The organism is Priestia sp. JV24 (assembly GCF_025910025.1).
In the GTDB taxonomy this organism is placed as follows: Bacteria; Bacillota; Bacilli; order Bacillales; family Bacillaceae_H; genus Priestia; species Priestia megaterium.
The window spans coordinates 110,965-137,147 of the sequence record NZ_JAPCIN010000009.1; the positions used below are offsets into that span (position 1 = coordinate 110,965).

Genomic DNA, 26,183 nt, shown 5'->3' on the forward strand with positions numbered 1-26,183 from the left:
TAGAGCAAATAGCGCTTGCGCTTGGAGACAAAAAAGAACAAATAAAAGGAGATCGTGATGGGTTCTTTATTGCAAATTAACAATATTACAGGGGGATATACAAAAACTCCCGTCTTAAAAGATGTATCGTTTGATGTAAATGCAGGTGAATTAGTCGGGTTAATCGGGTTAAACGGAGCCGGCAAAAGTACAACGATTAAACATATCATTGGATTAATGGAAGCAAAAAAAGGAAGTGTATCCATTAATAATAAAACCTTTCAACAAGATCCGACAGGTTATCGAAGTCAGTTTACGTTTATTCCAGAAACTCCTGTGCTATACGATGAATTAACATTAAAAGAACATTTAGATATGACAGCTATGGCTTATGGACTTGAGCCTCAAACATATGAAGCCCGTCTGCAGCCGCTTTTAAAAGAGTTTCGTTTAGACCGGAAGTTAAAATGGTTCCCTGCGCATTTTTCAAAAGGAATGAAGCAGAAGGTTATGATTATGTGCGCTTTTTTGGTTCAGCCGTCTCTTTATATTATTGATGAACCTTTTTTAGGTTTAGATCCGCTGGGTATTCAATCTTTACTTGATTTGATGACGGATATGAAAAAGCAAGGTGCAGGCATTTTAATGTCCACACACATTTTGGCGACCGCGGAACGCTACTGCGATAAATTTGTTATTCTACATAACGGAGAAGTAAGAGCGCAAGGAACGCTTAAAGACCTTCAAGAAGAATTTCAGATGCGCAATGCTACTCTTGATGAAATTTATATTGAATTAACAAAGGAAGAAGGCTATGAGTAAGATTGATGCATTATGGAAGCAACGGTTTCAGCAGTATTTAGTGGATGTAAGAAGATATACAAAATATATCTTAAATGACCACATTAAATTAGTGTTAATTTTTGCGATTGGCGGTTTGGCCTACTATTATCAACAGTGGTTGAGTACATTAACACCTGCGTTTCCTTCGGCTGTAGTGATTGCGATACTTATGGGGTTGATTTTAACCATGGGTCAAATTCAAACGTTTTTAAAACGACCTGATTTAGTCTTTTTACTCCCTTTAGAGACGAAGCTGCAGCCTTATTTTAAAAAATCTTTTTGGTTTACCTTTACGATTCAGCTTTATATTTTATTATTTACAACTGGTGCAGCAGCACCTCTTCACGTAAAGGTAATGCATGATTCTTACTCAAACGTTTTTGTGTTTTTTCTGCTATTACTCATCTTGAAAGTTGTAAACTTAGGCATGTCTTGGTGGGCTGTATGGTTTGAAGAAAAGTGGGCGAAGTGGACAGATTATATCGTCAGGTTTTTCTTGAACGCAGTTTTTACGTACTTCTTATTTTCCCATGCATACGTATTGTTTACAGGAGTCGTAGCGGTGATTATGATTGCGCTAGCTATTTATTATCGCTCCCTTACAAAAAGAAAGCCGATCAAATGGGAAAAGCTAATTGACTTAGAAGAAAAGCGTATGGGCTATTTTTATCGATTAGCTAATTTATTTACGGACGTTCCTCAGGTGAAAGAGCGAATCAAACGCCGTAGATATTTAGATTGGCTAGTAGCACGTATTCCATTTCATCAAAGTGCCACTTACCATTACTTATACACCAGAACATTTTTACGATCAGGAGATTATTTAAGTTTGCTCGTTCGCTTAACTGTCATTGGCGGATTTTTAATTGTAGCTGCGCCGTTTCAATACGGCAATATAGTGGTTGTTTTATTTGTTATATACATGACGGGTTTTCAATTACTCCCGCTTTGGAAGCAGCACAAACAGATTTTATGGCTTTCTCTTTATCCAGTTGAAGCTAAAGAACGGAAAAAGGCATTTTTGGATGTATGGAAAAAAGCGCTGTATGTACAAATTCTTGTGCTCGCCATAGCGGTGGCTTTTTCTAATATAGTTGCTGCACTGCTTTCTGTGACAGCAGGTGCTGTATTTATTCACTTATTTGTACATGCATATGTAAATAAAAAATTAACGTAAAAAAAAGCTCCGAAAGGAGCTTTTTTACGTTTTTAGACTACTTTGGAGACGAAGATAATATACGGAAGCGATAGACGTTCATTGCTACTTTTGTGAGATGGTCAAGAAGCTGATAATTAGCATATGCACCTATAACAGCTCCAATTCCCGGCATAAGTTGAAACATTTTCACGACATCAATGTAATCACGGTATTCTTGTTGAAAAGCTTTCCAATCAAGCTCAAGAAGTTCCTCTTTCTTTTCTTCCCAGTTTTCTACTACTTCGAGCAGCTTCGTTCTATGGTCGTCGCTGCAAAAGGCAAGATGAAAAATATACAGCATATAAATGCGTTCTTCTTTTTCTTTTACATCAAAACCATATGTAGCGGCAATGTCAAATAAGCACTTCATTTTTATGGAAAGAAGAAGCGGGAAATCTGCTGCACCTAAAAGGATACCGCCTGCACCAGTACCAGCTCCTTCTACAGCAGCTGTTTTTTTGTACTTAGGTATGAGTTCCAAAATTCTTTTCTCTTTTTCTTCAAACGAAAGACCGCTGACATCTCTTTTTTTAGTGGTGAAATCGGATCCAACAAGCGTGGTTTCAACCATTTTTTTTATGCTTTCAGTCATAATCTTATGGACTTTAGCAGGGATTTTTTCATTTATTTTAAGCTGTAAAGATTTTGCGGTCCGTTGAAATTTAGAAGGTCGTTTCAACATGCTGAATTTCCAATGTTCAGCTTCTTGTAACACTTTTTCTTCATACGTATTCAAAAAAATCACCTCATTTCAGTCGATATAAATACTACGTTTTAAGTGTGGAAAAGGTTCCTGAAATAAAACAACAAGCACTCGTCTGCTTATCTGTACGAATGCTTGCTGAATGATTAATTAGCTTTTATTACGTTTTTAGAAGGAGCTTGTTCTCTTAAATACTCAACAGCAGCCGTACCAAGCGTTTTAGCTGCGATAAGCATTGCTTTTTCGTTAAAATCAAATTTAGGATGATGATGAGGATACGGAGCATCTACACCTTCTGGCTGAGCTCCTGTAAAAAAGAACGTTCCTTTAATATGCTGCAAATAATAAGAGAAATCTTCCCCAGTCATGTGAGGCTCCGTTTCTTCGACTGTATGAACTTCATCGATTTGAGAAGCAGCAGAAGCAAGAAAGGCCGTTTCTTCCGGGTGGTTGACGACGGAAGGATAGCCGCGCGTATAACTCAGTTCATAAGAAGCATCAGCTGTTAAGCATGTACCTTGGACAATTCGTTCGATTTCTTTTTCGACATCATTTCGTACATCTTCATTAAATGTTCTTACCGTTCCAATTAGTCGAGCAGAATCAGCAATAATATTAAATGCATTTTCTGCTACAAAAGAACCTATGCTCACAACCGCTGAATCAATTGGGTTTACACGTCTGCTTACAATTTGCTGTAAATTAACAACAAGCTGAGAGGCGATGACGATTGAATCTTTTGTTTTGTGAGGCTGTGCACCGTGGCCGCCTGCTCCTTTGATCGTAATTTCAAAGCGATCAGCAGCAGCCATGATAGGGCCCGTTCGATATTGAACGACACCAGTTGGAGTTAATGACCATAAATGCGTTCCAAATATCGCGTCTACACCGTCTAAGCATCCGTCTTCAATCATGGACTTGGCGCCTCCGGGTGCGTACTCTTCAGCGTGCTGATGAATGAAGACGATTTTACCAGGGAGAGAATCTCTTATTTCAAAAAGCGCTTTAGCAAGGACTAAAAGAGTAGCCGTATGACCATCGTGGCCACATGCATGCATTACACCCGGAACAGTTGATTGATATGGTACATCTTTTTCATCTTGAATAGGCAGGGCATCAAAGTCGGCTCTCAAAGCTACAGTAGGACCGGGGTTTCCTCCTTGAATGCTTGCTACAATGCCGTTTCCTCCTACATTTGCTCGGTAAGAAATACCGATTTTATCATAAAAAGATCGAATGTAGGCAGCGGTTTGAAATTCTTTAAAAGACGGTTCTGGATACTGATGCAAATATCGGCGGATTTGAACCATTTCATCAAATTTTTCTTCAAGTAAAGTATGTAGCTTGGAATTCACGTGACCATATCCTTTCTGTATAGGTTGAATAAAGTTTTGAATTTTTTGACATTTTAATCATTATATCATTATCTATTAAAAAGAAAAGAATGTAAGCGTTGTTATTGAAAAAAGTAATTGAATCATGAAATATTTTATATACATAATAGATACATAAGATGAGGAATAGGGATAAAGAATGAGTTTTTTGCCAATTTTCTCATGAGATAATAGGAGGTAACGATATGGTAGATTCACAAACTGTATCCCTGTACAAAAAATTGATGTGGGTGTTTGGGGGGGCAGGTCTCGTTTTTTTAGGAGTGTTGTTTGTTGTGTCGACAGATTCTTTTCAAGGAGACCACTGGCTTGTTTCAGCTATAGATGACAGCACTGTTCTTCAGTCAGCATCATCTATTTTTCATGGCTTGTCTTTTTTAGCTTCGAAAGTGATGATTATGGTTCTTTTAGCTGTACTTCTCGTTTTTTTATTTTTTAAAAAGGACTATATCGGTATGATATCGGCATTTTTACTTATTTTAAGCGGTGATATTATTAATAAAGCAGTTAAAGATGCGGTAGAACGAGGACGTCCTCTTGAAGGCATCAAAGGCTACAGTTTTCCGAGCGGCCATGCAATGATGGGAATTCTTATTTATGGTCTGATTATCTTTTTTCTCACAAAGCATATGAACAGTCAAAAGGTAGCCAAGCGGTATCAGCTGGCAATTACTTTAATCGTTTTATTAATAGGTGTGAGCCGTATTCTATTAAGAGAACATTTTTTAACAGATGTCTTAGCTGGCTACACCTTAGGGCTTATGTGGCTTATTGTAGGCATTTTCTTCTATACGCTTGTTTATGCGTATGTAAAGCCTTCAGCGGAAAAAGTGTTTCCAAAAGGCATGTAAAAAATATATACATATGGCCCCCTTCATAAAAAGAAGGGGGCTTTTGTTTAAACTAAGAACATCGCGACAGTTGTTGTAACGACTAATCCAATCGCTACAGGTTTTAAATTACGTCTGGCGAGTTCAAACGGACTGACTCCGCAAATCGCAGCAGCTGGAATCAATGCCCATGGAATCAATGTGCCTCCACCAACCCAAATCGCAGCAATTTGCCCTAAAGCAGTTAGGGTGGCAGCGCCCGATCCTAAAGCAGATGCAAATAAATGAGAGACAGAGCCTACAAGTGAAATGCCTGAAAAGCCTGAACCGTCTAATCCGGTAATAGCTCCTAGAGCAGTTATCGTTACAGTGGCGACCTGTGCGGTTAACGGCACAGTGGAAGCAAGCGCAACGCCTAGGTCATTTACAAGTCCATGTGATCCTTTCGGAAGAAAGTCACCAATGATTGTTGTGAATCCAGCATCTCCTAAATAGAAAAAAGCTGCAATGGGAATAACGGGACCGAATACTTTAAAACCAAACTGCAAGCCTTCAATTAAGTAGGAAGTTGTTTGTTCGAGACCTTTTCCTTTGTGAGCAATAAGTGAAACCACCACTAAAATAAATAGGGCTGTGCCACCAACGAGAGCGGTCGCATCTCCTCCCTGTAAATGAAGGGTGAACATTGCCCATACGTCTATAGCGAAGAAAAGGGGAACTATAATGGCTAAAGCCCGGCGTATTGAAGAAGAAAGAGGTGTGGATTGGACAGAAGAACTGTTTGTTAACATTGTCGGTTGAACGTGAATTCTATTGTGCTTCATATCTTGTTTTAAAAAGTAAAAAGCAGAGAGTGTCGTAACAACTCCCATCACGATGACCAGAGGGACACTTGCTTGAACCACCTCGTGAACTGGAAGACCTGCTGCGTCAGCTGTTATCTTAGGAGCAGCTTGAATAACAAAGTCTCCTGAAAGCGCAACGCCGTGGCCGAATAAATTCATCGCTACAGCTACGCCTATAGCTGGAAGCCCTACGCGGATGGCCACTGGTAAAAGCACGGCTCCAAGTAAAGCAACGGCTGGAGAAGGCCAGAAAAAATAGGAGATGGTCATCATAACTAATCCAATAACCCAATAGGCAAGAGCAGGTGTTTTAATGAGGCGAGCAAAAGGTGAAATCATCGATTCATTTATTCCTGTAGCCATTAAGACTTTACTCATAGATACAATAATTGAAATAATTAAAATGGTAGGAAGCAGTTCTGTAATGGCATAAATGAAGCTGGAAAAAACAGCGCTGACGGAGTGGCTTAACGAAGAGGTAGCTGTTAAGGAAAGCAAAAAAATCCCGAGTATACAAAGGATACTCGTATCTCGCCGCATAATCATAAAGCCGATAATGAAGGCGATAAAAAGGACATACATCCAATGAAGAGCTCCAAGCTCTATGCCCATAAAAATTCCTCCCAATAGGTGATGTAGTATACAATATGCCGTTTGTGCCTATTGTGATACTCGCCTACTAGGAGGGTGTTTACTTATTTAACTACGTGGTATGAGGTCACATAAGAAGGGCGAGAGAAAATCGATGGCTGCTGATCCACGCCTTCTGACGTACCGCGTTTTTTGTGTGCTTCATTATAGGCTTTTGAAGACTGCCAATCGCTAAATGAACTTTCATCTTTCCATCCTGTAAAGATAATATATGTGTCATTTTGCAGTGGACGAAGCACACGAATAGCTGAGAAGCCTGCTTCATTTTCAATTAAACGAGCTCGTTGGCTAAATCGCTGTTCAAACAAAGGACGGCCCTCATCTGTAACTGAAATATTATTTAGTACAGCAAATCCGCTATCTGCAAGATCTCCAGAAGCATCTAATACCTCATAAGCATGTCCTTCTTTAAAAATTGTATCTCCATCTGTTTCATGAACTAGTGCAAATTGATCGTCATCTTTGTGAAGCAGTAACAAACGTTCACTCGGATGTTCGTCGATCAACTTCTGAAGGTAAGGGCCTGTTCCGTAAGTAATAAAGATCTTCATGGATTATACTTCCTTTCTAATTGGGAATTGCATACAATTTACAATTGTAAATCATACTAAAATTATAAAATTTTACACACAAAAATTCAAAAATTGTGAACTTCTAATGAAGATGGTAAAGTAAAACATTGATGAAGTTGTTTTCCATATTATCAAAAGTTTAGCGAAAGAAAAGGGGTGGCACGATGTACAAAAAAGGCTTATACGCAATTGCTGCCTTAGTTGGAATTTTTCTATTAGGATTGATCGGATATATTATCATCTTGTTTCTTGGAAACTATGTAATTGATGAGAAAAAGATCGTCATGGACTCGGCTACGAGGTTAGTGGACGAAAATGGAGACGAATTAACAAAGCTCTATGTGAAAAATCGGGACTTGGTTTCAATTGATAAGATTCCAAAGCATGTGCAACAAGCATTTATTTCAATTGAAGACGTTCGTTTTTATGAACACCACGGAATCGATTTTAAATCTATTGGTCGAGCATTATACCGAGATATATTGGCTGGAGGAAGTGTTGAAGGAGGAAGTACTTTAACACAGCAGCTGGCTAAAAATGTGTTTTTATCTAATGATAAAACGCTGCTTAGAAAAACAAAAGAAGTAGTGGTGGCCATTAACTTGGAGCAGCGTTACAGTAAGCAAAAACTGCTTGAAATGTATTTGAACCAAATATACTTTGGACACGGAGCCTATGGAATCCAAGCTGCATCCAAGCTTTACTTCAATAAAGATGTCTCCGAATTAACGGTAGAAGAAGGTGCACTGCTCGCTGCACTGCCAAAAGCACCGAATTCTTATTCTCCTATTTTACATCCAGAAAAAAGTATAGAACGTAGAAATGTTGTGTTAAATGCCATGCAAAAAGCAGGTTATTTATCAGCTGAAAAAAATGTCCGTTTGCAAGGAAGAACGCTGGGGTTGAACGTAAAGGAACAGGCTAAAAACCCAGCGTATTTAACCTATATCGATATGGTTATTCAAGAAGCAGAGAAGAAATACAGCATTTCGAGCAATGAGCTTCTGCGCGGCGGTTATACGGTCAAAGTACCTATGAGTACAAAAGTACAAGAAGCCGCCTACGAACTGATGAAAGAAAATCGTTATTTTCCAGGTACAGATAACAGTGCCCAAGGTGCTTTTGTATTAGTTGATAACAAAAGCGGAGGAGTTTTATCTGTTATGGGAGGACGAGATTATGTACAAAAATCGCTCAATCGCGTAAATGTCAAAAGACAGCCAGGTTCTACGATGAAACCTATTGCGGTATATGGCCCTGCGTTAGAAGAAGGTCAATTCAAGCCTTATTCCTTACTGCAAGACAAGCTGAGAAGCTACGGGGGATACACACCTAAAAATGTAGACGGCCAATATGCTAAAAAGGTAACGATGTACGATGCCCTAAAAGATTCTAAAAACGCAGCTGCTGTCTGGACATTGAATCAGCTAGGAGTTGAAACAAGTAAGCAGTATCTCACAAAGCTAGGAATTCCTTTAGAAGATAAAGGACTTGCGATTGCTCTTGGAGGATTAAAGGAAGGAATTACACCGCTTCAATTAGCAGGAGCGTACCGGGCATTTGCTGAAAACGGAGAAAATATCCAACCGTACTTTATTCAAGAAATAAAAGATCAAGACGGAAAAGTGATTGCAAAAGCTGTTCCCGACACTCACAAAGCATTTTCAAAACAAACGGCTTGGTATATGACAAAGATGCTTCAAGGAGTTGTTAAAGAAGGAACGGCAAAAAATGGAGAGTTTACAGGAGAGTTAGCAGGAAAAACAGGGTCTACTTCGTATACGAATGTTAAAGGAGCCACGAGGGATGCTTGGTTCGTTGGATATACGCCAGACGTTGTAGGAAGCGTGTGGATGGGATATGACTCTACAAATGATCAGCATTATTTAACAAAAGGAAGTTCTTATCCGACTCTATTATTTAAAGACATTCTCACAAGAGCTGGTTACGACGAAGCTGCATTTCAAAAGCCAGCAGGCGTTAAAGATTTGCCAAAACCAATACGCTTAGAGCAAGTTAAAGACTTAAAACAAGAATTAACATTCCATCCATTTGGTTTGCTAACGGTAAATTTATCGTGGACACCTTCACCTGATAAAAGAGCTGTTTATTATGTTTATGAGAAAAAAGGAGATAAAGCCGAAGTAATTGGCAAAGTGAAGGGAAAAGGAGCATTTGAGAAAGAGCGTGTGAATCTGCTCGACAGTCCTACTTATTATGTAGTTCCTTACAATTCCCAAACAAAACAAAAAGGAAAAAAATCCAACGAAGTAACACCTGCTCTTTTTCAATAAAATAAGGAAGAGTAGGGCGAATTTTTGACATTTTTAGCAGGTGGCTATACAAGTCGTAAAGAAATGGGTATAGTGACAAGTAGAGAATATAACGTGAAACTTTAATCAGTAGAGGAACCAGTATGTTCCTTTGCTGATTATTGTCTGTCTAATCGAAGAAAATACGGATGGAAGACAATCGAGAAAGGTGGAAATTATGAGTCAAGGAACGTTTAACGATACTTTTTTAAAAGCCTGTAGAGGGGAAAAAACGGATCATGTTCCGGTTTGGTATATGCGCCAAGCAGGGCGTTCACAGCCGGAATACCGAAAGCTAAAAGAGAAGTACTCTTTATTTGAAATCACTCATCAGCCGGAGCTTGGGGCATACGTAACACGCCTGCCCGTTGAACAGTACGGAGTGGATGCAGCTATTTTATATAAAGATATAATGTCACCGCTTCCTTCAATTGGAGTAGATGTTGAAATCAAGTCAGGAATTGGTCCCGTAATCTCTAATCCAATTCAATCTTTAAGCGATGTAGAAAAACTAGGAGAAATTACGCCGGAAGAAGATGTTCCCTATGTATTAGATACGATTAAGCTGTTAACAACAGAACAGTTAAACGTACCTCTAATTGGCTTTGCGGGTGCTCCTTTTACAGTGGCAAGCTATATGATTGAAGGAGGACCTTCAAAAAATTACAATAAAACAAAAGCATTTATGTATACCGAACCTAAAGCATGGTTTGCACTAATGGATAAGTTAGCAGATATGACGATTACATATGTAAAAGCGCAAATTGACGCTGGGGCAAAAGCCATTCAAATCTTTGATTCATGGGTGGGTGCTTTAAACGTAGCGGATTATCGTTATTTTATAAAACCTGTCATGGAGCGAATTTTCACCTCTTTACGTGAAAAAAATGTACCGCTCATTATGTTTGGAGTAGGGGCAAGTCATTTGGCAAAAGAATGGCATGATCTGCCGCTGGATGTAGTGGGATTAGATTGGAGAACACAGCTGGATGAAGCACGTGCATTAGGCTTAACAAAAACACTGCAAGGAAACTTAGATCCTGCTATTTTGTTAGCTCCATGGGAAGTTATTGAAGAACGCGTAACAGAAATTTTAGATAAAGGGATGGCCAGTCCTGGTTACATCTTTAACTTGGGGCACGGCGTTTTTCCACAGGTTCAGCCGGAAACGTTAAAACGTTTAACAACCTTTATTCATGAATATTCTGCAAATAGACAATAAATTGTCAAATAATTTGGAGCGCTAAACTTTGAATTTTTCTTTTTATTCATGGCAAAATGAAGACAAGTATTGAATCTAATAAAGAGGTGTCGAACACATGAGTAAAAAAGTAATGGGATTACTTGTAATGGCATATGGAACACCATATAAAGAAGAAGATATTGAACGTTACTATACACATATCCGCCGCGGACGTAAACCTTCACCAGAAGCCTTAGAAGATTTACAAAACCGCTACGAAGCAATCGGGGGCATTTCACCTCTTGCAAAAATTACGCAACAGCAAATGGAAAGTCTGGAAAAGCGCTTGAATGAAGTGCAGGATGAAATTGAATTTAAAGCGTATCTTGGCTTAAAGCATATTGAACCGTTTGTTGAAGATGCAGTAGAAGCAATGCATAAAGACGGAATTAAAGAAGCGGTCAGCATTGTGCTTGCACCTCACTTTTCAACGTTTAGCGTAAAATCCTATAATGGGCGCGCCAAAGAAACGGCTGAAAAATTAGGAGGACCAATCATTCATTCAGTAGAAAGCTGGTACAGTGAGCCAAAGTTCATTCAGTACTGGGCTACACGTGTTAAACAAACGTTTGATTTAATAGACGAAGAGAAATGCCAAAAAGCCGTGTTGATTGTATCTGCACATAGCTTGCCAGAAAAAATTATTGCAGCAGGAGATCCATATCCAAATCAGCTTCAAGAAACAGCGGATTTAATTGCACAAGCCGCTGGCATTGAACATTACGAAATTGGCTGGCAAAGTGCTGGAAATACGCCTGAGCCATGGATAGGTCCTGATGTCCAAGATTTAACAAGAGAATTGCATGAAGAAAAAGGTTATACATCGTTCGTGTATACTCCGGTTGGATTTATCGCAGACCACTTAGAAGTTCTTTATGATAACGACTATGAATGTAAAGTGGTGACAGATGAAATTGGGGCTGATTATTACCGCCCTGAAATGCCCAATGCACAGCCTGAATTTATCGATGGGTTAGCTACAGTTGTGTTAAAACAGATTGCCCGCTAAGTCAATATAGATTCTTTGTACATTGAACAGGGACGAAAAGTAACTTATAATCAATATAGAGAAAAGTAAGAAGCGAGCTATGGATTTCCATAATCGCTTCTCTTTATATTGAATTTTACAGAAAAGGCGATGATAACATGACGGATAGACGAAAAAAGGTTGTCATCATCGGTGGAGGAATAACAGGTCTTTCAGCTGCCTATTATGTGCAAAAAAAAATAAAGGATCATCAGCTGCCAATTGATCTTCAACTAATAGAAGCGACGCATCGGCTTGGTGGAAAAATTCAAACGGTCAAACGAGACGGGTATTTATTTGAAAAAGGTCCTGATTCATTTTTAGCGCGTAAGCTAGCTGCTACAAAACTGGCAAAAGAAGTAGGGTTAGGTAGGGAGCTAGTCGGAAATGAAAAGGGGAAATCCTATATTCTAGTAAAAGATACACCGCATGCGCTGCCTGATGGTGCTGTAATGGGGATACCAACCAAGTTATCTCCTTTTATCACAACAGGGTTATTTTCACCTGTTGGCAAGCTGCGCGCAGCAGCTGATTTTTTTATACCGAAGACAAAAAATCAGGATGACCGTTCGCTAGGCGTATTTTTTAGAAGACGGTTTGGTGATGAAGTTGTTGAAAATTTGATTGAGCCTCTATTATCAGGAATTTACGCAGGAGACGTTGATCGTTTGAGTTTACGATCGACATTTCCACAGTTTCTGCATGCTGAACATAAGTACAGAAGCTTAATTGTCGGAATGAAAAAGCTAAAAGAAATTCATCCACAGCACGGTGAGGATTCGGAGTTTAAAAAAAATAGCGTCTTTTTAACGTTAAAAGAAGGTCTGCAATCGCTAGTGGATGGGGTAGAAAAAGCAATAGACCCTGATATTATTACAAAAGGAATAAAAGTAGAAAAAATTCACAAAGAAGATACCACATACGAATTATCGTTAAATAGCGGGAAAGTAATAAAAGCAGATAGCGTTATTGTAACTTCTCCTCATGCAGCTGCTCAGTCTATGCTTTCGGAATATAAAATATTCGAACCGTTGAAGCATATGCCTTCCACTTCAGTAGCTACTGTTGTGATAGCCTTTGCACAAGAAGCGCTGCAAGACAATCTAGATGCAATGAACATCGCCGTTTCAAGAAATAGCGATTACACGATTACGGCGTGCACATGGCTAAATAAAAAGTGGCCGCATGCGGTTCCGGAAGGAAAAGTGCTGCTGAGATGTTTAGTTGGACGAACCGGGGATGAAGCTGTGGTGGATCAGCCTGACGATGAAATTTTCAAAATTGTCCTGGAGGATTTGAAGAAGCTCATTACAATTTCTGCTGAGCCTGAATTTTACGCGGTAACGAGATGGAAGCAGTCAATGCCTCAGTATACGGTCGGACATCACGATATGCTAGATACGATGAACGAACAGCTTGAAAAAGAGCTGGCCGGTCTTTATGTAGCGGGAAGCTCATACGAAGGTCTGGGTATACCAGAATGTGTAGAGCAAGGAGAAGATGTGGCTAAAAAAGCGGTTAAATATGTGCAGCAACTGTAGAAGTGGAGCGGTGAATCAATGCTCCGCTTTTTTGTCTACTACCTGTAGAGAAAGGTTATACTAAGAGAAAAGATTGTGGTTGAAAAGCAAAAGAAACTTATGCTATAGTAAAACCGTACTTATTGACTGGAATATTCATTTGGTCAGAAAGAAGAGGATAACGTGGCTATAGACCGAAAGCAATCAGTTGTTGATGCAGCGTCAAAATCATTTGCGCTGTTTGGATATAAAGCAACGACTATGGAGCAAGTGGCGAAGCTTGCAAATGTCGGAAAAGGAACGATTTATACTTTTTTTAAAAACAAAGAAGAGTTATTCGATGAAATTGTGACACGAATGATTCGAGAAATGACAGATGCAGCTGAAACTGTCATTGATAGCAACCGTCCTTTTTTTGAAAATGCCCAAGCAGCCATTTTTAGAATCTTGGAATTCCGCACCGAGCATCAGCTCATGCTGAAGCTGGTACAGGAACAGCAGTTAGGCACTACAGCAGTGCAAGAAGTACTGGTGCGAGTAGAAGAAGAGATTTTGACTTATATAAAAAACAAAATCGAAATTGCGATTTCTAAAAAAGAAATCAAACCGTGCAACCCGGAGCTTACAGCTTTTTTACTATTTAAAATGTACATTGCACTCGTCTACGATTGGGAAAAACGGCATGAGCCGCTTTCAGAAGAAAAAATTGCTGAATTAATTGAACTATACTTTTTACGCGGTCTGTCTCAGTGAGATGGGCTTTTTTTATAGAAAAAACAAAAAAGGTCTCATGACGAGACCTTTTTTATTGTTCATTATCATCTTTTTTTACACCGTTTAATTCTGTATTTCCTGTTTTTGCATCTTCTTCTTTTTGCTCTACTTCTTTTTCGCCTTCTTTTTTAAGATCGAAGTAAGCTTTAATAGAATCGCCTGTAATAGTTTTACTTAACGTATTAGATGTACCTGCTACATAAGCAGAAGGGATGACAACTGCTACTGCTACTTCCGGATTATCATAAGGCGCGTATGAAACGAATGTAGAGTTACGGACGCTTACGCCTTTGTTAAAGGTTTCAGCTGTCCCGGATTTACCAGCAATGTTATACTGACGATATTTTCCAGTGTTAAGTAAACGCCCTGTACCATGTGAGCTTGTGACTACGCGGCGGAAGCCTTCCTTAACAATGTCAATTTCCGATTGGCTCATTGTAATACGGTTTAATACTTCCGGCTCAAAAGAGCTTTGTACGCTTCCTTTTAGTTCGCTATCAAGCTCAGGCTCACGAATTTCTTTTACTAGATGTGGCTTCATGCGATATCCACCGTTTGCAATCGTTGAAATGTATTGAACAAGCTGAAGCGGTGTGTACGTATCATATTGTCCAATACCAAAATCCAGCGCTTTACCTGGTTCATTTGTTACGGTATTGCGAATACCGGTTGATTCGTTTTCTAATTCGATGCCCGTTGAAATTCCAAGACCAAACTGGCTATAGTATGAGCGCAGCTTATTAAAGATAGACGGTGGAATGTTCAGTCTGCCGCCAGGGCGGTACGTTTCACCAGCCATGCTCATAACCGTGCGGTACATGAACACGTTTGATGATTGTTCTAGAGCTTTTTGGATTCCGGTAGCTCCCATATTATGTGAAGACTTTTTCTTAGTGCCTCCAGCAAATGTCATCGGTGCATCATAAAACACCGTTCCGGGCTGAATAGCGCCTGAGTCAAGACCTGCAAGAACAGTAGCTCCTTTTACAGCCGAACCTACTTCATAAGAAGTGGTCATGTTACCAAGAGCAAAATCTTGTACTTTTCGTGCTCCCGTCTTTTTATCTGTAACGAGCTGTTTTCCACCCATTGCTAAAATGTCTCCCGTGTGAGGGTCCATCATAATAGCAAACGCTCGGTCCATTAATCGTGAACCAGCTGCTCCAGATGTCACAGCTTTTGTTAAAATATCTTCGACTTGTTTTTGAAGTTCCATATCAATTGTTAAAATTAAGTCACTGCCGCGCTGACCTTCAGTAACGGTCTCTTGGCTCACTAGGTTGCCAGAGCGGTCCGTTACGTTTTGCACGCGGGCTTTTTGACCGCGAAGAACGTCTTCGTACTGCTTTTCTAAATAACTTTTTCCTACTCGGTCGTTACGGCTGTAGCCGTGTGATAAATAGTACTGTAAGTTTTCGCTTGGCAATCCTTCATCAGCTGATGTGATTTTACCAAGCAGCGTGCTAAGTAAGCCGTCGTATGTATACATACGGTCCCAGTAAGTTGTCGTATCAACGCCTGGTAATTCACCCAGCTGCTCACTAATGACGGCAAGCTCTTTATCGGTTAATCCGCTTTTAATAATTTGAGCGGTTAACGCGTAGCCGCCTTCCATCTTACTTTTAATAGCAATCACTTCAAGGTCATCTTTCACCGATAAAAGTTCGTTTTTTGTGATGCGCTTTAGCTGAAGAGGGTATAAATCGTCTTCAGAAAGTTGACCTTCTTTTACTTTTTGCTTATCCGCTGCGGTAATTTTTTTCGCTGCTGCTTTTGGATGAGTTGCAATCCAGTAATCTTTTAAGTCGCGTTCTGTTAGCTTAATCGTATTTTTATCTTTCTTTTTATTCGATTTGCCAAACACGTCTGTTGTAACAGGAACATCAATAAGAGTAGCAAGCTTTTTAGCTACTTTTAGCTTGTCTTCTTGAGTGACGCCTTTCAAACGCGTGTACGTGACAGCGTTCAACGGTTTATTATCCACGATAACGCGGTCATAGCGGTCTAGCATCTTTCCGCGAGGAACCGGTGAATCTACCGTTTCATCTTCTGTTTTTTCAACTTCTCGTTTATAGTTCTCTCCGTACACGATCTGTACGAAGCCTAATCGTAAAATGAGTGCAGAAAAAAGCAGGAAAACCACAATAAACAGCCAGTTAATTCGAAATGAGACATGTGTTTTTTTGCGCTTTTTAGTTTTCATGTAAACCCCTTCACTTTGTTTATACAAGTTAAAAAATTCATAAATTTTCTTATGAATCTATCACTCTACATATTAACATAATTTTGTCTATAAATGTTATTAGGTGGAATAAAACAGACAAAAAATTTATAGAAATTTTTGCGAAAGAAGAGAGATCTGTCGAAGGGTGCTGAAGGGAGTGTTCAATATTTTCCACTCGGTTGTTCAATATTGTTACCTGTTCAAATGTCCTAGAATCGGTAAAATAAAGAGAGATAGATATCAAGGGGGGCAAAACGAATGAAAATGAAAAGGCTTTCAATAATGTCTGGCGTGTTAGCAACATCACTTTTATTTGCGACAGCATGTTCAAACTCAGGTACGGATTCAAAAGCAAGTAAATCAACAGGCTCAGGTGATCAAGTTGTTATTGATATGTTCCAGTTCAAAGTGGAAATTGCAGATCAGCTGAAAGAATTAACGGATGAATATACAAAAGAACATCCAAACGTAAAGTTTAACATCCAAACAGTCGGCGGAGGCGCGGACTATGGTGCAGCATTAAAAGCACAGTTTGCCTCTGGAAATGAACCTGATATCTTTAACAATGGAGGGTTCCAAGAAGCGCAAACGTGGAAGGATAAATTAGAAGATTTATCTGATCAGCCGTGGGTAGATAATCTGTATGATATCGCCAAAGAACCGATGACAATGGACGGGAAAATTTATGGTCAGCCGCTAAACTTAGAAGGTTATGGTTTTATTTATAATAAAGATTTATTTGAAAAAGCAGGCATTAAAGAATTACCTAAAACGCTGCCAGAATTAGAAGCAGCTTCTAAAAAGCTTAAAGCAAAAGGAATTACGCCATTTTCTAATGGATACGGCGAGTGGTGGGTGCTAGGTAACCACTTATTTAATATTCCAATGGCACAGCAAGACGATCCAGATGCGTTTATTAAAGGTCTAAACGAAGGCAAGGCAAAATTTGAAGGCAATGAAACGTTTAAGCAATTTATGAATCTGTTCGATTTAACGTTAAAGTATGGAAATAAAAATCCACTAACGACAGACTACAATACACAAGTTACTCAATTTGCTTCTGGTGAAACAGCAATGATGCAACAAGGTAACTGGACGGTAAATATGATTACGAAAATTAATCCGGACATGAAAATGGGCTTTATTCCAATGCCAATCAGCAACGATGCAAAGAAAAATGATAAACTAGCAATCGGAGTTCCAAATAACTGGGTAGTAAACAAAAATGCCCCAGATGCAGATAAAAAAGCAGCGAAGGAATTCTTAAATTGGATGGTTTCTTCTAAAGAGGGTCAAAAATTCTTAGTTGAAAAGTTCAAGTTCATTCCAGCGTTCAAAAACATCGATGGAAAAGGAATTGATTCTTTATCTGATGATATCTTAAAATACTCTGAAGAAGGTAAAACATTATCTTGGAACTGGTTTAAGTATCCGGAAGGAACGGTTCAAGAAGTCGGCGCAGCAATGCAGTCTTACGCAGGTAAGCAAATGACAGAAGAAGAGTTTATGAAGAAATTAGATACAATTTGGGCAAAAATGAAAAAATAAACAAGAAGTCCGCGTGGAAAACGCGGACTTTTTGATGTGAAAAAATAGCTGGTTAGATTCATAAGTTATGAAAAAATAATAGTTAATTGAAAGCGCTTTTAATGTATAATAATAGTCATAATGTATGACATTAGTCAAAGGAGGTTATTTGTGAAAGGCTGGAGCATACGCAAGAAATTAATTTTGTTTTTCTTATTCGCAACGGTTATTCCATTTTTAATTTCGACGATTTTTACGTATCAATACACAAAAGAAACGGTTAAGAACCGATTTATTTCTACCAACTATCAAGTTATTAAAAATGGAAGCAATGATTTGAGCGATTACTTAAATGAAATTGCTAATATTACAAAAAGGCTGTACGGCTACCACCCATTTATTAAAGTGTTAGATGAAGGTGTATCAAGTGACTTAGGAGCCAATCAACTGGAAATATCACGAACTCTTCTTTATTTATATAATACTCGTCCAGAGATTGAACAGCTCCATCTTTACATTGAAAACGGGCATGACTCATATACAGCTTATAATTCGAAAGTGAGCAGCAGAGGGAAGTATGATGATATTTACACTCAGCCTTACTATTCTTATTTAAATAAAAATCATAAATTTCTTGTGATTGAGCCTACCCATGAAATTTATAGCTACAATAATTTATCAACGTTAATTGATTCACTGCCGAATCAAGTTATTAGCTTTCATCAGCGGATTGATGAGATTCCATCAGACAAGTTGTTAGCTTATCTATCTTTAGACATTAATATGACACAAATTCAATCTATATCGCAGCGTCTATATAATGAAGAGTCAGAAGATTTTTATTTAATGAACAATAAAGGTAAGGTTTTGTATTCCTCTGATTCAAAGGTTATTGGAAAAAATGAAAACTACGCGTGGGTGAAGGCGCTCACTTCTCAAAAAGACCATAGTATGGAATGGGAAGATAAAAGCTTCTCAGGCGTATTAATGTATGAAAAGCTTAAACAGCCCTTTGAGGACTTGTACATGGTGAAACGAATTCCTTACAGTGTTTTATATGAGGATGCAAGAAAGACAGCACTTATGAATGTATTAATTGGCCTGCCATTTTTGTGTATGCTCGTTATCGCTACGCTTTTTATATCAGTACGTTTTACACAGCCGATTAACGTATTGATTCGCAATATGAAAGAAGTGGAAAAAGGATCATTTGAGGTGCGGTTTAAGTCGCTTGGAAACGATGAATTTGGTGTTTTAGGAAGGCATTTTACCTCTATGGTAGAAACAATTAATGACTTGATTGAACGTAAATTTCGATTGGAATTAGAAAATAAATCAACGCAGCTAAAAGTGCTGCAGTCACAAATTAATCCGCATTTTTTATACAACGCATTTCAATCGATTGGAACTCTTGCTCTTAAGCATAAAGCAGTTGAAGTATATTCTTTATTAACCTCACTTTCCCACATTATGCGTTACAGCATGAATATGAAAGAGGATATCGTTAGCTTAAAGCAAGAAGTCGATCACGTAAAAGCTTTCTTAAGTCTGCAAAAGCAGCGGTTTGGTTCAAAGTTTGAGTATGAGTTAAATATCGAAAAAGAAGCAGAGCTTATGCGAATACCGAAAATGATTTTGCAGCCTCTTGTTGAGAATTCTTTTAAGCATGGATTAGAAACCCGTACAGGAAGCGGAAAGCTGTTGATTTCAGCGGAGTTGAACGGTGAAGAACTGATTCTAACTGTTTCTGATAACGGAAAAGGGATAGGGCAACAAGAGTTGAATCAATTAAAAACGAGACTTCAGCAATCGTATAATCAAACAGATGAGCATATTGGGTTGCAAAACATTTATGAACGACTTCGCATCTACTATGGAGATCATGCTTCAATGCAAATTAGCAGTCAAGAAAATCACGATTTTACCGTTGTCATAAAGCTAACAACAATTGAAGAAAAGAGGGATAGTGATGAAAGTATTAATCGTGGATGATGAAGAGCATGTAAGAGAAGGAATAAAGCTGCTTGGACAGTGGGAAGAGCATGAAATTACAGATGTGATAGAAGCTGATAGCGGTGAGCAAGCGATTGCGCTTATCGAGGATCATGAACCGGAAATCATTTTTACTGATATGAAGATGCCTAATATCGATGGAATTGCTTTGTTGGAGTGGATTAAAGAGAATTCACCTTCTAGCAAAACGATTGTGGTAACAGGGTATGATGACTACCACTATATGCGTAAAGCTATTCATTTTGGAAGCACGGATTACATTCTAAAGCCAGTGGATCCTTCGATTTTAAACGATACGCTTGTACGAGCTGTAACCCAATGGAAGAAAGAAGAAGAGTCCAGAAAAGTTCATAATAGCAGCTATCGTTTAATCAATGAAATGAAGCCGATTTATCGAGATCGAAAACTGACGCAGTTAATGAACAATTATTTGCTAAATCAATCAATCTATGAAGAGTTTGGTTTCCATCTGACTAGAGAATATGAAGTGGGGATTGTACGTGTAGATGAATCTATCATTCGTTCTTTTGGCGGTGACCGGGATTTAGCCTATTTTTCAATTTTAAATGTAATCAATGAAATGCTGATGGAAGAAGAAAATGGGGTAGCCTTCCGTTATTTATCAAATAAGTGGGAAATTATCATTATATTTTGGAATGATTTTGAACGCATAACCTCTTTACTGACGACTTTACATACAGCCATTCGCCGTACGTTAGACGTGAGCTGTCGGATTGCAAGAGGGTGCAAAGTTTCTTCTATTGATCAGCTAATGAAATCCTATGAAGATGCGAAAAATTCGCTTTTATTAAGCAATGTTCTTGATCAAAATAAAGTGAAGGTCTACGGCGAGCAAGACGTTTTAGCAAGTGCTTTATTAATAAATATGATGGACTATAACAGTAAAATTGAAGAAGCGCTGCAAGTCGGGAAGTTTGAAGCCTTTTTGCCGGTATTCAACGAAATTATCACAGCTTTTGAAGCGCAAAATTATCTCTCATTAAAGCAAATTCTGCATTTTGAGCAGGAATATCAGCTGTTAAGCCAGCATTGGTTAAAAAGATATCACATTCCTTATACGATAAATAACGGTCCTGAATATGTCCTTTCTTTCTTCTATAACCAAGATGGGCAGTTTCAGCTAGCAAAGTATGTAGAGAGGAAGAAGCGTGAAGTAAAGCGATTTTTAAAAGTAGTAAAAAGGTATAGCAAGCAAAACAATCGCGACGTTATTTATGAAATCGAACAATATTTGCAGCAAAATTTTCATCGAGATGTGAAGCTTCAAGAAATATCGGAACGTTTCTATCTAAGCCGTGAATACATTTCGAGAAAGTTTAAGCAAGAATTTCAAGAAAACATTTCAGATTATATGGTGAAAGTCAGAATGAATAAAGCCAAATCACTTTTACTAAATGAAGAACTAAAAATCTATGAAATTGCGAATATGATTGGATATCATGATGATAAATACTTTCGAAAAGTGTTTAAAAAAGTAGAAGGCATTACGCCAAATGAGTATCGCAGTTTGACCGTATAAAAAAAGCTGAAACTGTTTTATAACAGTTTCAGCTTTTTTTATTTCATGATATCTAGACAGTGATCACATTTGTTTCCGTAGCATTCATGCTGTTCCTCAATGTCGTTTCCGCATTCTACGCACTTTTTATTGGGTAATCTTTTGAAAAATTCAGTCATTTTTTCTAACATTTTAAATCCCCTCCGTTGTTTTTGTTACTAACATTGTATTATAACAGATGATAAAATGTCAATTATGTTTTATAACAATTTAGCCTATTTTGCTATTCTAAGTGGTTATTTGTTATATAACAATGAGTTATTTCGATAAAATGACCGAAACGAGTGTCTTTCAGTTAGTTTTCAAAAAAAAGTAGGGTATACTGAACGTAATAAAAATAGTACGAAAGGGTGATTGAAATGAAAGTAACTGTTATTGGTTTTTGGGGAGGATATCCTGCGGTTTCAGAAGCTACTTCTAGCTATTTAGTGGAGCACGATGGATTTCAGCTGCTTGTTGATTGTGGAAGCGGTGCATTGGCTCAGCTGCAAAAATATGCAAAGCCAGAAGAAATAGATGCTATGATTTTATCTCATTATCATCATGATCACGTGGCTGATGTCGGAGTATTTCAATATGCACGCCTCATTCAGACTCATCTAGGAAACGCTGTTCAGGAACTTTCTATTTACGGACATACATATGATCAGGAAAGCTTCAACAAACTTACTCATAAAGGAATTACTAAAGGGGTAGAGTATGATCCGAGTCAAAAACTTGAAGTTGGGCCTTTTACCATCGAATTTATGAAAACGAAACATCCAGTCGTTTGTTATGCCATGAGAATAAGTGCCGGCAATCAAACTGTCGTGTACACAGCGGACTCTAGTTATTTAGAAGAGTTTGTTTCCTTCTCAGAAGAAGCAGATCTTCTTATTTGTGAATGTAATTTTTATGCCAATCAAGATGGAAGAGGCGCTGGACACATGACAAGCACAGAAGCCGGTACACTTGCTTCAAAAGCAAGTGTCAAACACCTCATGCTTACTCACCTTCCGCACTATGGAGAACATCAACAGCTAGTAGAGGAAGCCGCTGCTCATTATAGAGGTACGCTTACGTTAGCTGAATCAGGATATGTATGGGAATAACAAGGAGGAAAATGAATGTTATTTATTGATAATCAAAAAAATTATGATCCCCGAATTAACTTAGCAATTGAAGAGTATGCGCTCAAGCATCTAGACATTAATGAGACATATCTGCTGTTTTATATTAATGAACCTTCTATTATTATTGGAAAAAACCAGAACACCATTGAGGAGATTAATACAAAATATGTTGAAGATCAGCAAATTCATGTAGTGAGACGTCTGTCTGGAGGCGGTGCCGTTTATCATGATAAAGGAAATTTAAACTTCAGCTTTATTACGAAAGACGATGGAAATAGCTTTCATAATTTTAAAAAATTTACCGAGCCGGTCGTGGAAGCGTTAAAGAAATTAGGAGTTAATGCCGAACTAAGCGGACGAAATGATTTAATGGCTGAAGGACGGAAAATTTCTGGAAATGCTCAGTTTTCAACGAAAGGGAGAATGTTCAGCCATGGAACTCTTCTTTTTGATTCAGAGATTGAAAACGTTGTATCAGCGTTAAAAGTAAAAAAAGATAAAATTGAATCCAAAGGCATTAAGTCTATTCGAAATAGAGTAGCAAATATCAGCGAATTTTTAGAACAGAAAGTAACGGTGGAAGAGTTTAGAGAAATGCTGCTTCGATATATCTTTGACGGAGAAGAAAATATAACAGAATATAAACTAACGGAAAAAGATTGGGAAACGATTCATCAAATTTCTAAAGAGCGCTATCAGTCATGGGATTGGAACTATGGAAAATCACCTAAATTTAACTTACAGCACTCTCACCGCTTTCCTGTGGGACAAATCGACGTTCGTTTAGAAGTGAATAAAGGAAAAATCGATGCTTGCACCATTTACGGAGATTTCTTTGGAGTGGGGGATGTCCAGGAAGTGCAGGAAAAATTAACAGGTGTTCGTTATGAAAAAGCTTCTATTGAACAAGCCTTAGAAGACATCGATATTCCACATTATTTTGGTAATATTACAAAAGAAGAGTTTGTTGAATTAATCTATTAAGAAAAAAGTCTGCTACATCAGGCTTTTTTTCTTTTTAAACAGATGAGTCTTGTCAATAGAACAGCAGTAACATTATAATAGAATAGAAGAAGTAAGAATTTTTACATTATTATGTCTTAATAATGAATGGGTGTTCATTCATTTGTTATTAAAAGGAGGAAGTTATGAGATGAATTTGTCAGCACAGCTTCATAAAACAGCTGAGCAATTTCCACAAAAATCGGCATATGTTTTTATGGACCAGGAAACATCTTATGCAAATCTTGATGCATCGGTATCTAAGTTTGCTGATGGTCTGAAGCAGTTGGGTGTAAAAAAAGGAGATCATATCGCTTTGATTGTCGGCAACTCGCCTCATTTTGTGATTGGATTGTACGGTGCTCTTCGAGTAGGAGCTACTGTTATACCGATTAATCCTATTTACACAGCGGATGAAATTAGCTACATGATTCAGGATGGAGATGTAAAAGCAGTTATTGCGGTTGATTTACTTCTCCCTATTTTAAAGAGAATCATTGGACACGCTCCATTTTTGGAACACGTTATCTTATGTGAAACGACAGATACAGTGGAAAATATACCTTCTTATTTTCACACGTTTTCGCAAGTTGTAAACAGAGGGGAAGCTACATATGATTTTCTGGAGTTAAGAGAAGAAGATGTGGCCCTCATTCTGTATACGTCAGGAACAACTGGAAAACCAAAAGGAGCTATGCTTACACATAAGAATATTTATTCAAATGCTCAAGACGTAGCAGATTATTTAAGTATAAATGGGAATGACCGAGTCGTAGCTGCTTTGCCGATGTTTCACGTATTTTGTTTAACTGTTTCATTGAATGCGCCTTTAATGAATGGAGGAACGATATTAATTGAACCAAAATTCAGTCCATCTTCTATATTTGAATTAATTCAAAATCGACAAGCGACGATTTTTGCCGGCGTTCCCACAATGTATAATTTCTTACTTCAGCACGACAAAGGGAAAAAAGAGCACTTTCACACGGTAAGGCTTTGTATATCAGGGGGGGCATCAATGCCGGTGGCACTTCTAACCAATTTTGAACGTAAGTTTGGGGTAATGGTAGCAGAAGGGTATGGATTATCTGAGGCTTCTCCTGTGACGTGTTTCAATCCGATTGATCGAGAGAGAAAAGCCGGTTCTATAGGCACATCTATTATGAATGTTGAAAATAAAGTGGTAAACGAACTAGGAGAAGAAGTAGAAGTAGGACAAGTCGGCGAACTTATCGTCAAAGGCCCTAACGTGATGAAAGGGTATTACAAGCTTCCTGAAGACACGGAATATGCTCTCCGAGATGGTTGGCTGTATACAGGTGACTTAGCAAGAATGGATAAGGAAGGTTATTTTTATATCGTTGACCGTAAAAAAGATTTAATTATCGTAGGAGGATATAACGTTTATCCTCGCGAAGTAGAAGAAGTGCTATATGCGCATCGGGATATTGTAGAAGTGGCTGTTATTGGAGTCCCTGATCCTTCCTTAGGTGAATGTGTGAAGTGTTACGTGGTTTGCAATAATCAAGAGATAACGGAAGAGAAGCTTATTGCCTACTGCAAAGAGCACCTTGCTAAATATAAAGTGCCAAGTGAAATTGAATTTTTAAAAGAACTTCCTAAAAATACAACGGGAAAAATTTTACGTCGTGCACTGAAGCAACAAGTATCCCAGGAGTGATAAAATGAAAGCGATTCCAATTTGGAGGTGGTAAAAGGATGTCATCTATTTCTTATGAAATGAAGGGACACGTCGCCCATGTGATACTGAATCGTCCGGAAGCGATGAATGCTTTTAATTACGATATGCTTAAAGAATTGGAAGAAGTAATTGAAGGAATTCGTATTGAAAAAGATATTCGAGTTGTGACGTTTAAAGGGGCAGGGGAAAAGTCTTTTAGTGTAGGGGCCGATTTAAAAGAACGTAAAACTCTCTCTGATCAAGAGGTAAAGCGCAATATTTACAAAATAGGAGAAGTGTTTTCGAAGATAGAGCAGCTTCCTCAGCCAACGATAGCAATCATCAATGGATATGCATTTGGAGGAGGAATGGAGCTGGCTTTAGCATGTGATTTCCGGATTGCTTCAACCGAAGCGCTTATGGGTTTAACGGAAACAAGTTTAGCGATTATACCAGGAGCAGGAGGAACACAGCGTCTCCCTCGGTTAGTTGGGGAAGCAAAAGCAATGGAACTAATTTTAACAGCTCAGCGTCTCTCAGCATCAGAAGCGAAAGAATGTGGTCTAGTAACGAAGGTGGCTCCCGGATATGAAATAGAAGAAACAATAGATATTTTTATCTCTCTTTTATTGAAAAATGGGCCAATTGCACTTCAGCAAGCAAAATTTGCTATCAAAGAAGGAATGAAGGCCGATTTGCAGACTGGTTTGCAAATTGAACGAAAAGCATATGAGTTAACGATTCCGACAGAAGATCGTCTCGAGGCGCTTCAGGCATTTGCTGAGAAAAGAAGACCTAGTTTTAAAGGGAAATAAGAAAGGGCTGTCTAATTGACAGCTCTTTTTTAGTTTCTTCTATAAGAAAAGAATAATAAAAAAGAATATGTGAAAGCGCAGGAACAAAGAAGACAAAGTTACAGCTGGCTTTTGTCTATAATATTTACTATAATACGTTGCAGTAGTCGTTGTTCAAATCTATAAATAATAGTTTTTAATTTTTTTCTTTAAAAACCGTTGACTTTAGTTAAAATATATTTTATTATTATAAAGCGTCGTTGAGACATATCGTTAACAACGAAGCTAAAAAAAGAATTTTAAAAAGTTGTTGACATTACGTTGATAACTTGATAAGATGATAAAGTCGCTTAAGAGCGG

21 protein-coding genes are annotated in these 26,183 nt (G+C 38.2%); 15 read left to right on the top strand and 6 right to left on the bottom strand.

Features of this window, described 5'->3' with window-relative positions:
* Positions 1-57: 57 nt before the first annotated feature.
* The gene (locus OK414_RS02830) at positions 58-801 is read left to right on the top strand and encodes an ABC transporter ATP-binding protein (RefSeq protein ID WP_013055321.1); all 744 of its coding nucleotides are present in this window, start codon (positions 58-60) and stop codon (positions 799-801) included.
* Positions 794-1,999 (top strand): ABC transporter permease, encoded by a 1,206-nt coding sequence (locus tag OK414_RS02835; protein WP_263045968.1) that lies wholly within the window; start codon positions 794-796, stop codon positions 1,997-1,999. Before OK414_RS02830 ends, OK414_RS02835 begins: the two co-directional genes overlap by 8 nt.
* Positions 2,000-2,036: 37 nt before the next feature.
* Here the strand turns inward: OK414_RS02835 and OK414_RS02840 are convergent, their stop codons facing one another.
* Together OK414_RS02840 and OK414_RS02845 are read right to left on the bottom strand one after the other, a co-directional pair.
* Positions 2,037-2,756 (bottom strand): EcsC family protein, encoded by a 720-nt coding sequence (locus tag OK414_RS02840; RefSeq protein WP_013055323.1) that lies wholly within the window; start codon positions 2,754-2,756, stop codon positions 2,037-2,039.
* A gap of 113 nt (positions 2,757-2,869) precedes the next feature.
* Positions 2,870-4,078 carry a M20 family metallopeptidase gene (locus OK414_RS02845; RefSeq protein ID WP_016762982.1) on the bottom strand — a complete coding sequence of 403 codons (1,209 nt, stop codon included), beginning with the start codon at positions 4,076-4,078 and terminating at the stop codon, positions 2,870-2,872.
* A 224-nt stretch (positions 4,079-4,302) separates the two neighbouring features.
* On the opposite strand from OK414_RS02845, the gene OK414_RS02850 reads away from it, so the two are divergent.
* Positions 4,303-4,968, top strand: a complete 666-nt coding sequence (locus OK414_RS02850; protein ID WP_034654476.1) for a phosphatase PAP2 family protein — start codon at positions 4,303-4,305, stop codon at positions 4,966-4,968.
* A 47-nt stretch (positions 4,969-5,015) separates the two neighbouring features.
* On the opposite strand, the gene OK414_RS02855 is transcribed toward OK414_RS02850, so the two are convergent.
* Both OK414_RS02855 and OK414_RS02860 read right to left on the bottom strand, forming a co-directional pair.
* Positions 5,016-6,404 (bottom strand): hypothetical protein, encoded by a 1,389-nt coding sequence (locus OK414_RS02855; protein WP_034654473.1) that lies wholly within the window; start codon positions 6,402-6,404, stop codon positions 5,016-5,018.
* 83 nt (positions 6,405-6,487) lie between these two features.
* On the bottom strand, positions 6,488-6,994 hold the full coding sequence (locus OK414_RS02860; RefSeq protein WP_013055327.1) for an antibiotic biosynthesis monooxygenase family protein: 507 nt from the start codon (positions 6,992-6,994) through the stop codon (positions 6,488-6,490).
* A gap of 185 nt (positions 6,995-7,179) precedes the next feature.
* On the opposite strand from OK414_RS02860, the gene OK414_RS02865 reads away from it, so the two are divergent.
* The 5 genes from OK414_RS02865 (at position 7,180) to OK414_RS02885 (ending at position 13,870) form a co-directional block, all read left to right on the top strand.
* Complete coding sequence (locus tag OK414_RS02865) at positions 7,180-9,309, top strand: transglycosylase domain-containing protein (protein WP_074897516.1); 2,130 nt, start codon at positions 7,180-7,182, stop codon at positions 9,307-9,309.
* A gap of 196 nt (positions 9,310-9,505) precedes the next feature.
* The gene (gene hemE, locus OK414_RS02870; RefSeq protein WP_013055329.1) at positions 9,506-10,549 is read left to right on the top strand and encodes a uroporphyrinogen decarboxylase; all 1,044 of its coding nucleotides are present in this window, start codon (positions 9,506-9,508) and stop codon (positions 10,547-10,549) included.
* Positions 10,550-10,646: 97 nt separating this feature from the next.
* On the top strand, positions 10,647-11,579 hold the full coding sequence (hemH, locus tag OK414_RS02875) for a ferrochelatase (protein WP_016762986.1): 933 nt from the start codon (positions 10,647-10,649) through the stop codon (positions 11,577-11,579).
* Positions 11,580-11,716: 137 nt separating this feature from the next.
* Positions 11,717-13,138, top strand: a complete 1,422-nt coding sequence (gene hemY, locus OK414_RS02880; RefSeq protein ID WP_034654470.1) for a protoporphyrinogen oxidase — start codon at positions 11,717-11,719, stop codon at positions 13,136-13,138.
* A gap of 162 nt (positions 13,139-13,300) precedes the next feature.
* Complete coding sequence (locus tag OK414_RS02885; RefSeq protein ID WP_013081690.1) at positions 13,301-13,870, top strand: TetR/AcrR family transcriptional regulator; 570 nt, start codon at positions 13,301-13,303, stop codon at positions 13,868-13,870.
* Positions 13,871-13,922: 52 nt separating this feature from the next.
* On the opposite strand, the gene OK414_RS02890 is transcribed toward OK414_RS02885, so the two are convergent.
* Complete coding sequence (locus OK414_RS02890; protein ID WP_034654466.1) at positions 13,923-16,094, bottom strand: peptidoglycan D,D-transpeptidase FtsI family protein; 2,172 nt, start codon at positions 16,092-16,094, stop codon at positions 13,923-13,925.
* 279 nt (positions 16,095-16,373) lie between these two features.
* Between OK414_RS02890 and OK414_RS02895 the strand changes: the two genes are divergently transcribed.
* The 3 genes from OK414_RS02895 (at position 16,374) to OK414_RS02905 (ending at position 21,195) form a co-directional block, all read left to right on the top strand.
* Positions 16,374-17,663 carry an ABC transporter substrate-binding protein gene (locus tag OK414_RS02895; protein ID WP_034654463.1) on the top strand — a complete coding sequence of 430 codons (1,290 nt, stop codon included), beginning with the start codon at positions 16,374-16,376 and terminating at the stop codon, positions 17,661-17,663.
* A 150-nt stretch (positions 17,664-17,813) separates the two neighbouring features.
* Entirely contained in the window at positions 17,814-19,634 is a 1,821-nt protein-coding gene (locus OK414_RS02900) for a sensor histidine kinase (RefSeq protein ID WP_034656645.1), read from the top strand.
* Positions 19,612-21,195 (top strand): response regulator, encoded by a 1,584-nt coding sequence (locus OK414_RS02905; RefSeq protein WP_034654460.1) that lies wholly within the window; start codon positions 19,612-19,614, stop codon positions 21,193-21,195. The genes OK414_RS02900 and OK414_RS02905 overlap by 23 nt, the downstream gene beginning before the upstream one ends.
* Before the next feature lie 38 nt (positions 21,196-21,233).
* Here OK414_RS02905 and yhfH read toward each other — a convergent pair whose 3' ends face one another.
* Entirely contained in the window at positions 21,234-21,365 is a 132-nt protein-coding gene (gene yhfH / locus OK414_RS02910) for a protein YhfH (RefSeq protein WP_013055337.1), read from the bottom strand.
* Between the two features lie 228 nt (positions 21,366-21,593).
* On the opposite strand from yhfH, the gene OK414_RS02915 reads away from it, so the two are divergent.
* The 4 genes from OK414_RS02915 to OK414_RS02930 all read left to right on the top strand — a co-directional run bounded on the left by OK414_RS02915 (position 21,594) and on the right by OK414_RS02930 (position 25,844).
* On the top strand, positions 21,594-22,325 hold the full coding sequence (locus OK414_RS02915; RefSeq protein WP_016762992.1) for an MBL fold metallo-hydrolase: 732 nt from the start codon (positions 21,594-21,596) through the stop codon (positions 22,323-22,325).
* 15 nt (positions 22,326-22,340) lie between these two features.
* On the top strand, positions 22,341-23,330 hold the full coding sequence (locus tag OK414_RS02920; protein ID WP_013055339.1) for a lipoate--protein ligase: 990 nt from the start codon (positions 22,341-22,343) through the stop codon (positions 23,328-23,330).
* Positions 23,331-23,499: 169 nt separating this feature from the next.
* Positions 23,500-25,029 carry a fatty acid--CoA ligase family protein gene (locus OK414_RS02925; RefSeq protein ID WP_263045967.1) on the top strand — a complete coding sequence of 510 codons (1,530 nt, stop codon included), beginning with the start codon at positions 23,500-23,502 and terminating at the stop codon, positions 25,027-25,029.
* A 38-nt stretch (positions 25,030-25,067) separates the two neighbouring features.
* Complete coding sequence (locus OK414_RS02930) at positions 25,068-25,844, top strand: enoyl-CoA hydratase-related protein (RefSeq protein WP_034654455.1); 777 nt, start codon at positions 25,068-25,070, stop codon at positions 25,842-25,844.
* The last annotated feature ends 339 nt before the right edge of the window (positions 25,845-26,183 follow it).

Excerpts from the sequence above, each read along its gene's own strand:
- OK414_RS02830 (WP_013055321.1), top strand. The coding sequence starts at position 58 with ATGGGTTCTTTATTGCAAATTAACAATATTACAGGGGGATATACAAAA.
- OK414_RS02835 (WP_263045968.1), top strand. The coding sequence starts at position 794 with ATGAGTAAGATTGATGCATTATGGAAGCAACGGTTTCAGCAGTATTTA.
- OK414_RS02850 (WP_034654476.1), top strand. The coding sequence starts at position 4,303 with ATGGTAGATTCACAAACTGTATCCCTGTACAAAAAATTGATGTGGGTG.
- OK414_RS02855 (WP_034654473.1), bottom strand. The coding sequence starts at position 6,404 with ATGGGCATAGAGCTTGGAGCTCTTCATTGGATGTATGTCCTTTTTATC.
- OK414_RS02860 (WP_013055327.1), bottom strand. The coding sequence starts at position 6,994 with ATGAAGATCTTTATTACTTACGGAACAGGCCCTTACCTTCAGAAGTTG.
- OK414_RS02865 (WP_074897516.1), top strand. The coding sequence starts at position 7,180 with ATGTACAAAAAAGGCTTATACGCAATTGCTGCCTTAGTTGGAATTTTT.
- hemE (WP_013055329.1), top strand. The coding sequence starts at position 9,506 with ATGAGTCAAGGAACGTTTAACGATACTTTTTTAAAAGCCTGTAGAGGG.
- hemH (WP_016762986.1), top strand. The coding sequence starts at position 10,647 with ATGAGTAAAAAAGTAATGGGATTACTTGTAATGGCATATGGAACACCA.
- hemY (WP_034654470.1), top strand. The coding sequence starts at position 11,717 with ATGACGGATAGACGAAAAAAGGTTGTCATCATCGGTGGAGGAATAACA.
- OK414_RS02890 (WP_034654466.1), bottom strand. The coding sequence starts at position 16,094 with ATGAAAACTAAAAAGCGCAAAAAAACACATGTCTCATTTCGAATTAAC.
- OK414_RS02895 (WP_034654463.1), top strand. The coding sequence starts at position 16,374 with ATGAAAATGAAAAGGCTTTCAATAATGTCTGGCGTGTTAGCAACATCA.
- OK414_RS02905 (WP_034654460.1), top strand. The coding sequence starts at position 19,612 with ATGAAAGTATTAATCGTGGATGATGAAGAGCATGTAAGAGAAGGAATA.
- yhfH (WP_013055337.1), bottom strand. The coding sequence starts at position 21,365 with ATGTTAGAAAAAATGACTGAATTTTTCAAAAGATTACCCAATAAAAAG.
- OK414_RS02915 (WP_016762992.1), top strand. The coding sequence starts at position 21,594 with ATGAAAGTAACTGTTATTGGTTTTTGGGGAGGATATCCTGCGGTTTCA.
- OK414_RS02920 (WP_013055339.1), top strand. The coding sequence starts at position 22,341 with ATGTTATTTATTGATAATCAAAAAAATTATGATCCCCGAATTAACTTA.
- OK414_RS02925 (WP_263045967.1), top strand. The coding sequence starts at position 23,500 with ATGAATTTGTCAGCACAGCTTCATAAAACAGCTGAGCAATTTCCACAA.
- OK414_RS02930 (WP_034654455.1), top strand. The coding sequence starts at position 25,068 with ATGTCATCTATTTCTTATGAAATGAAGGGACACGTCGCCCATGTGATA.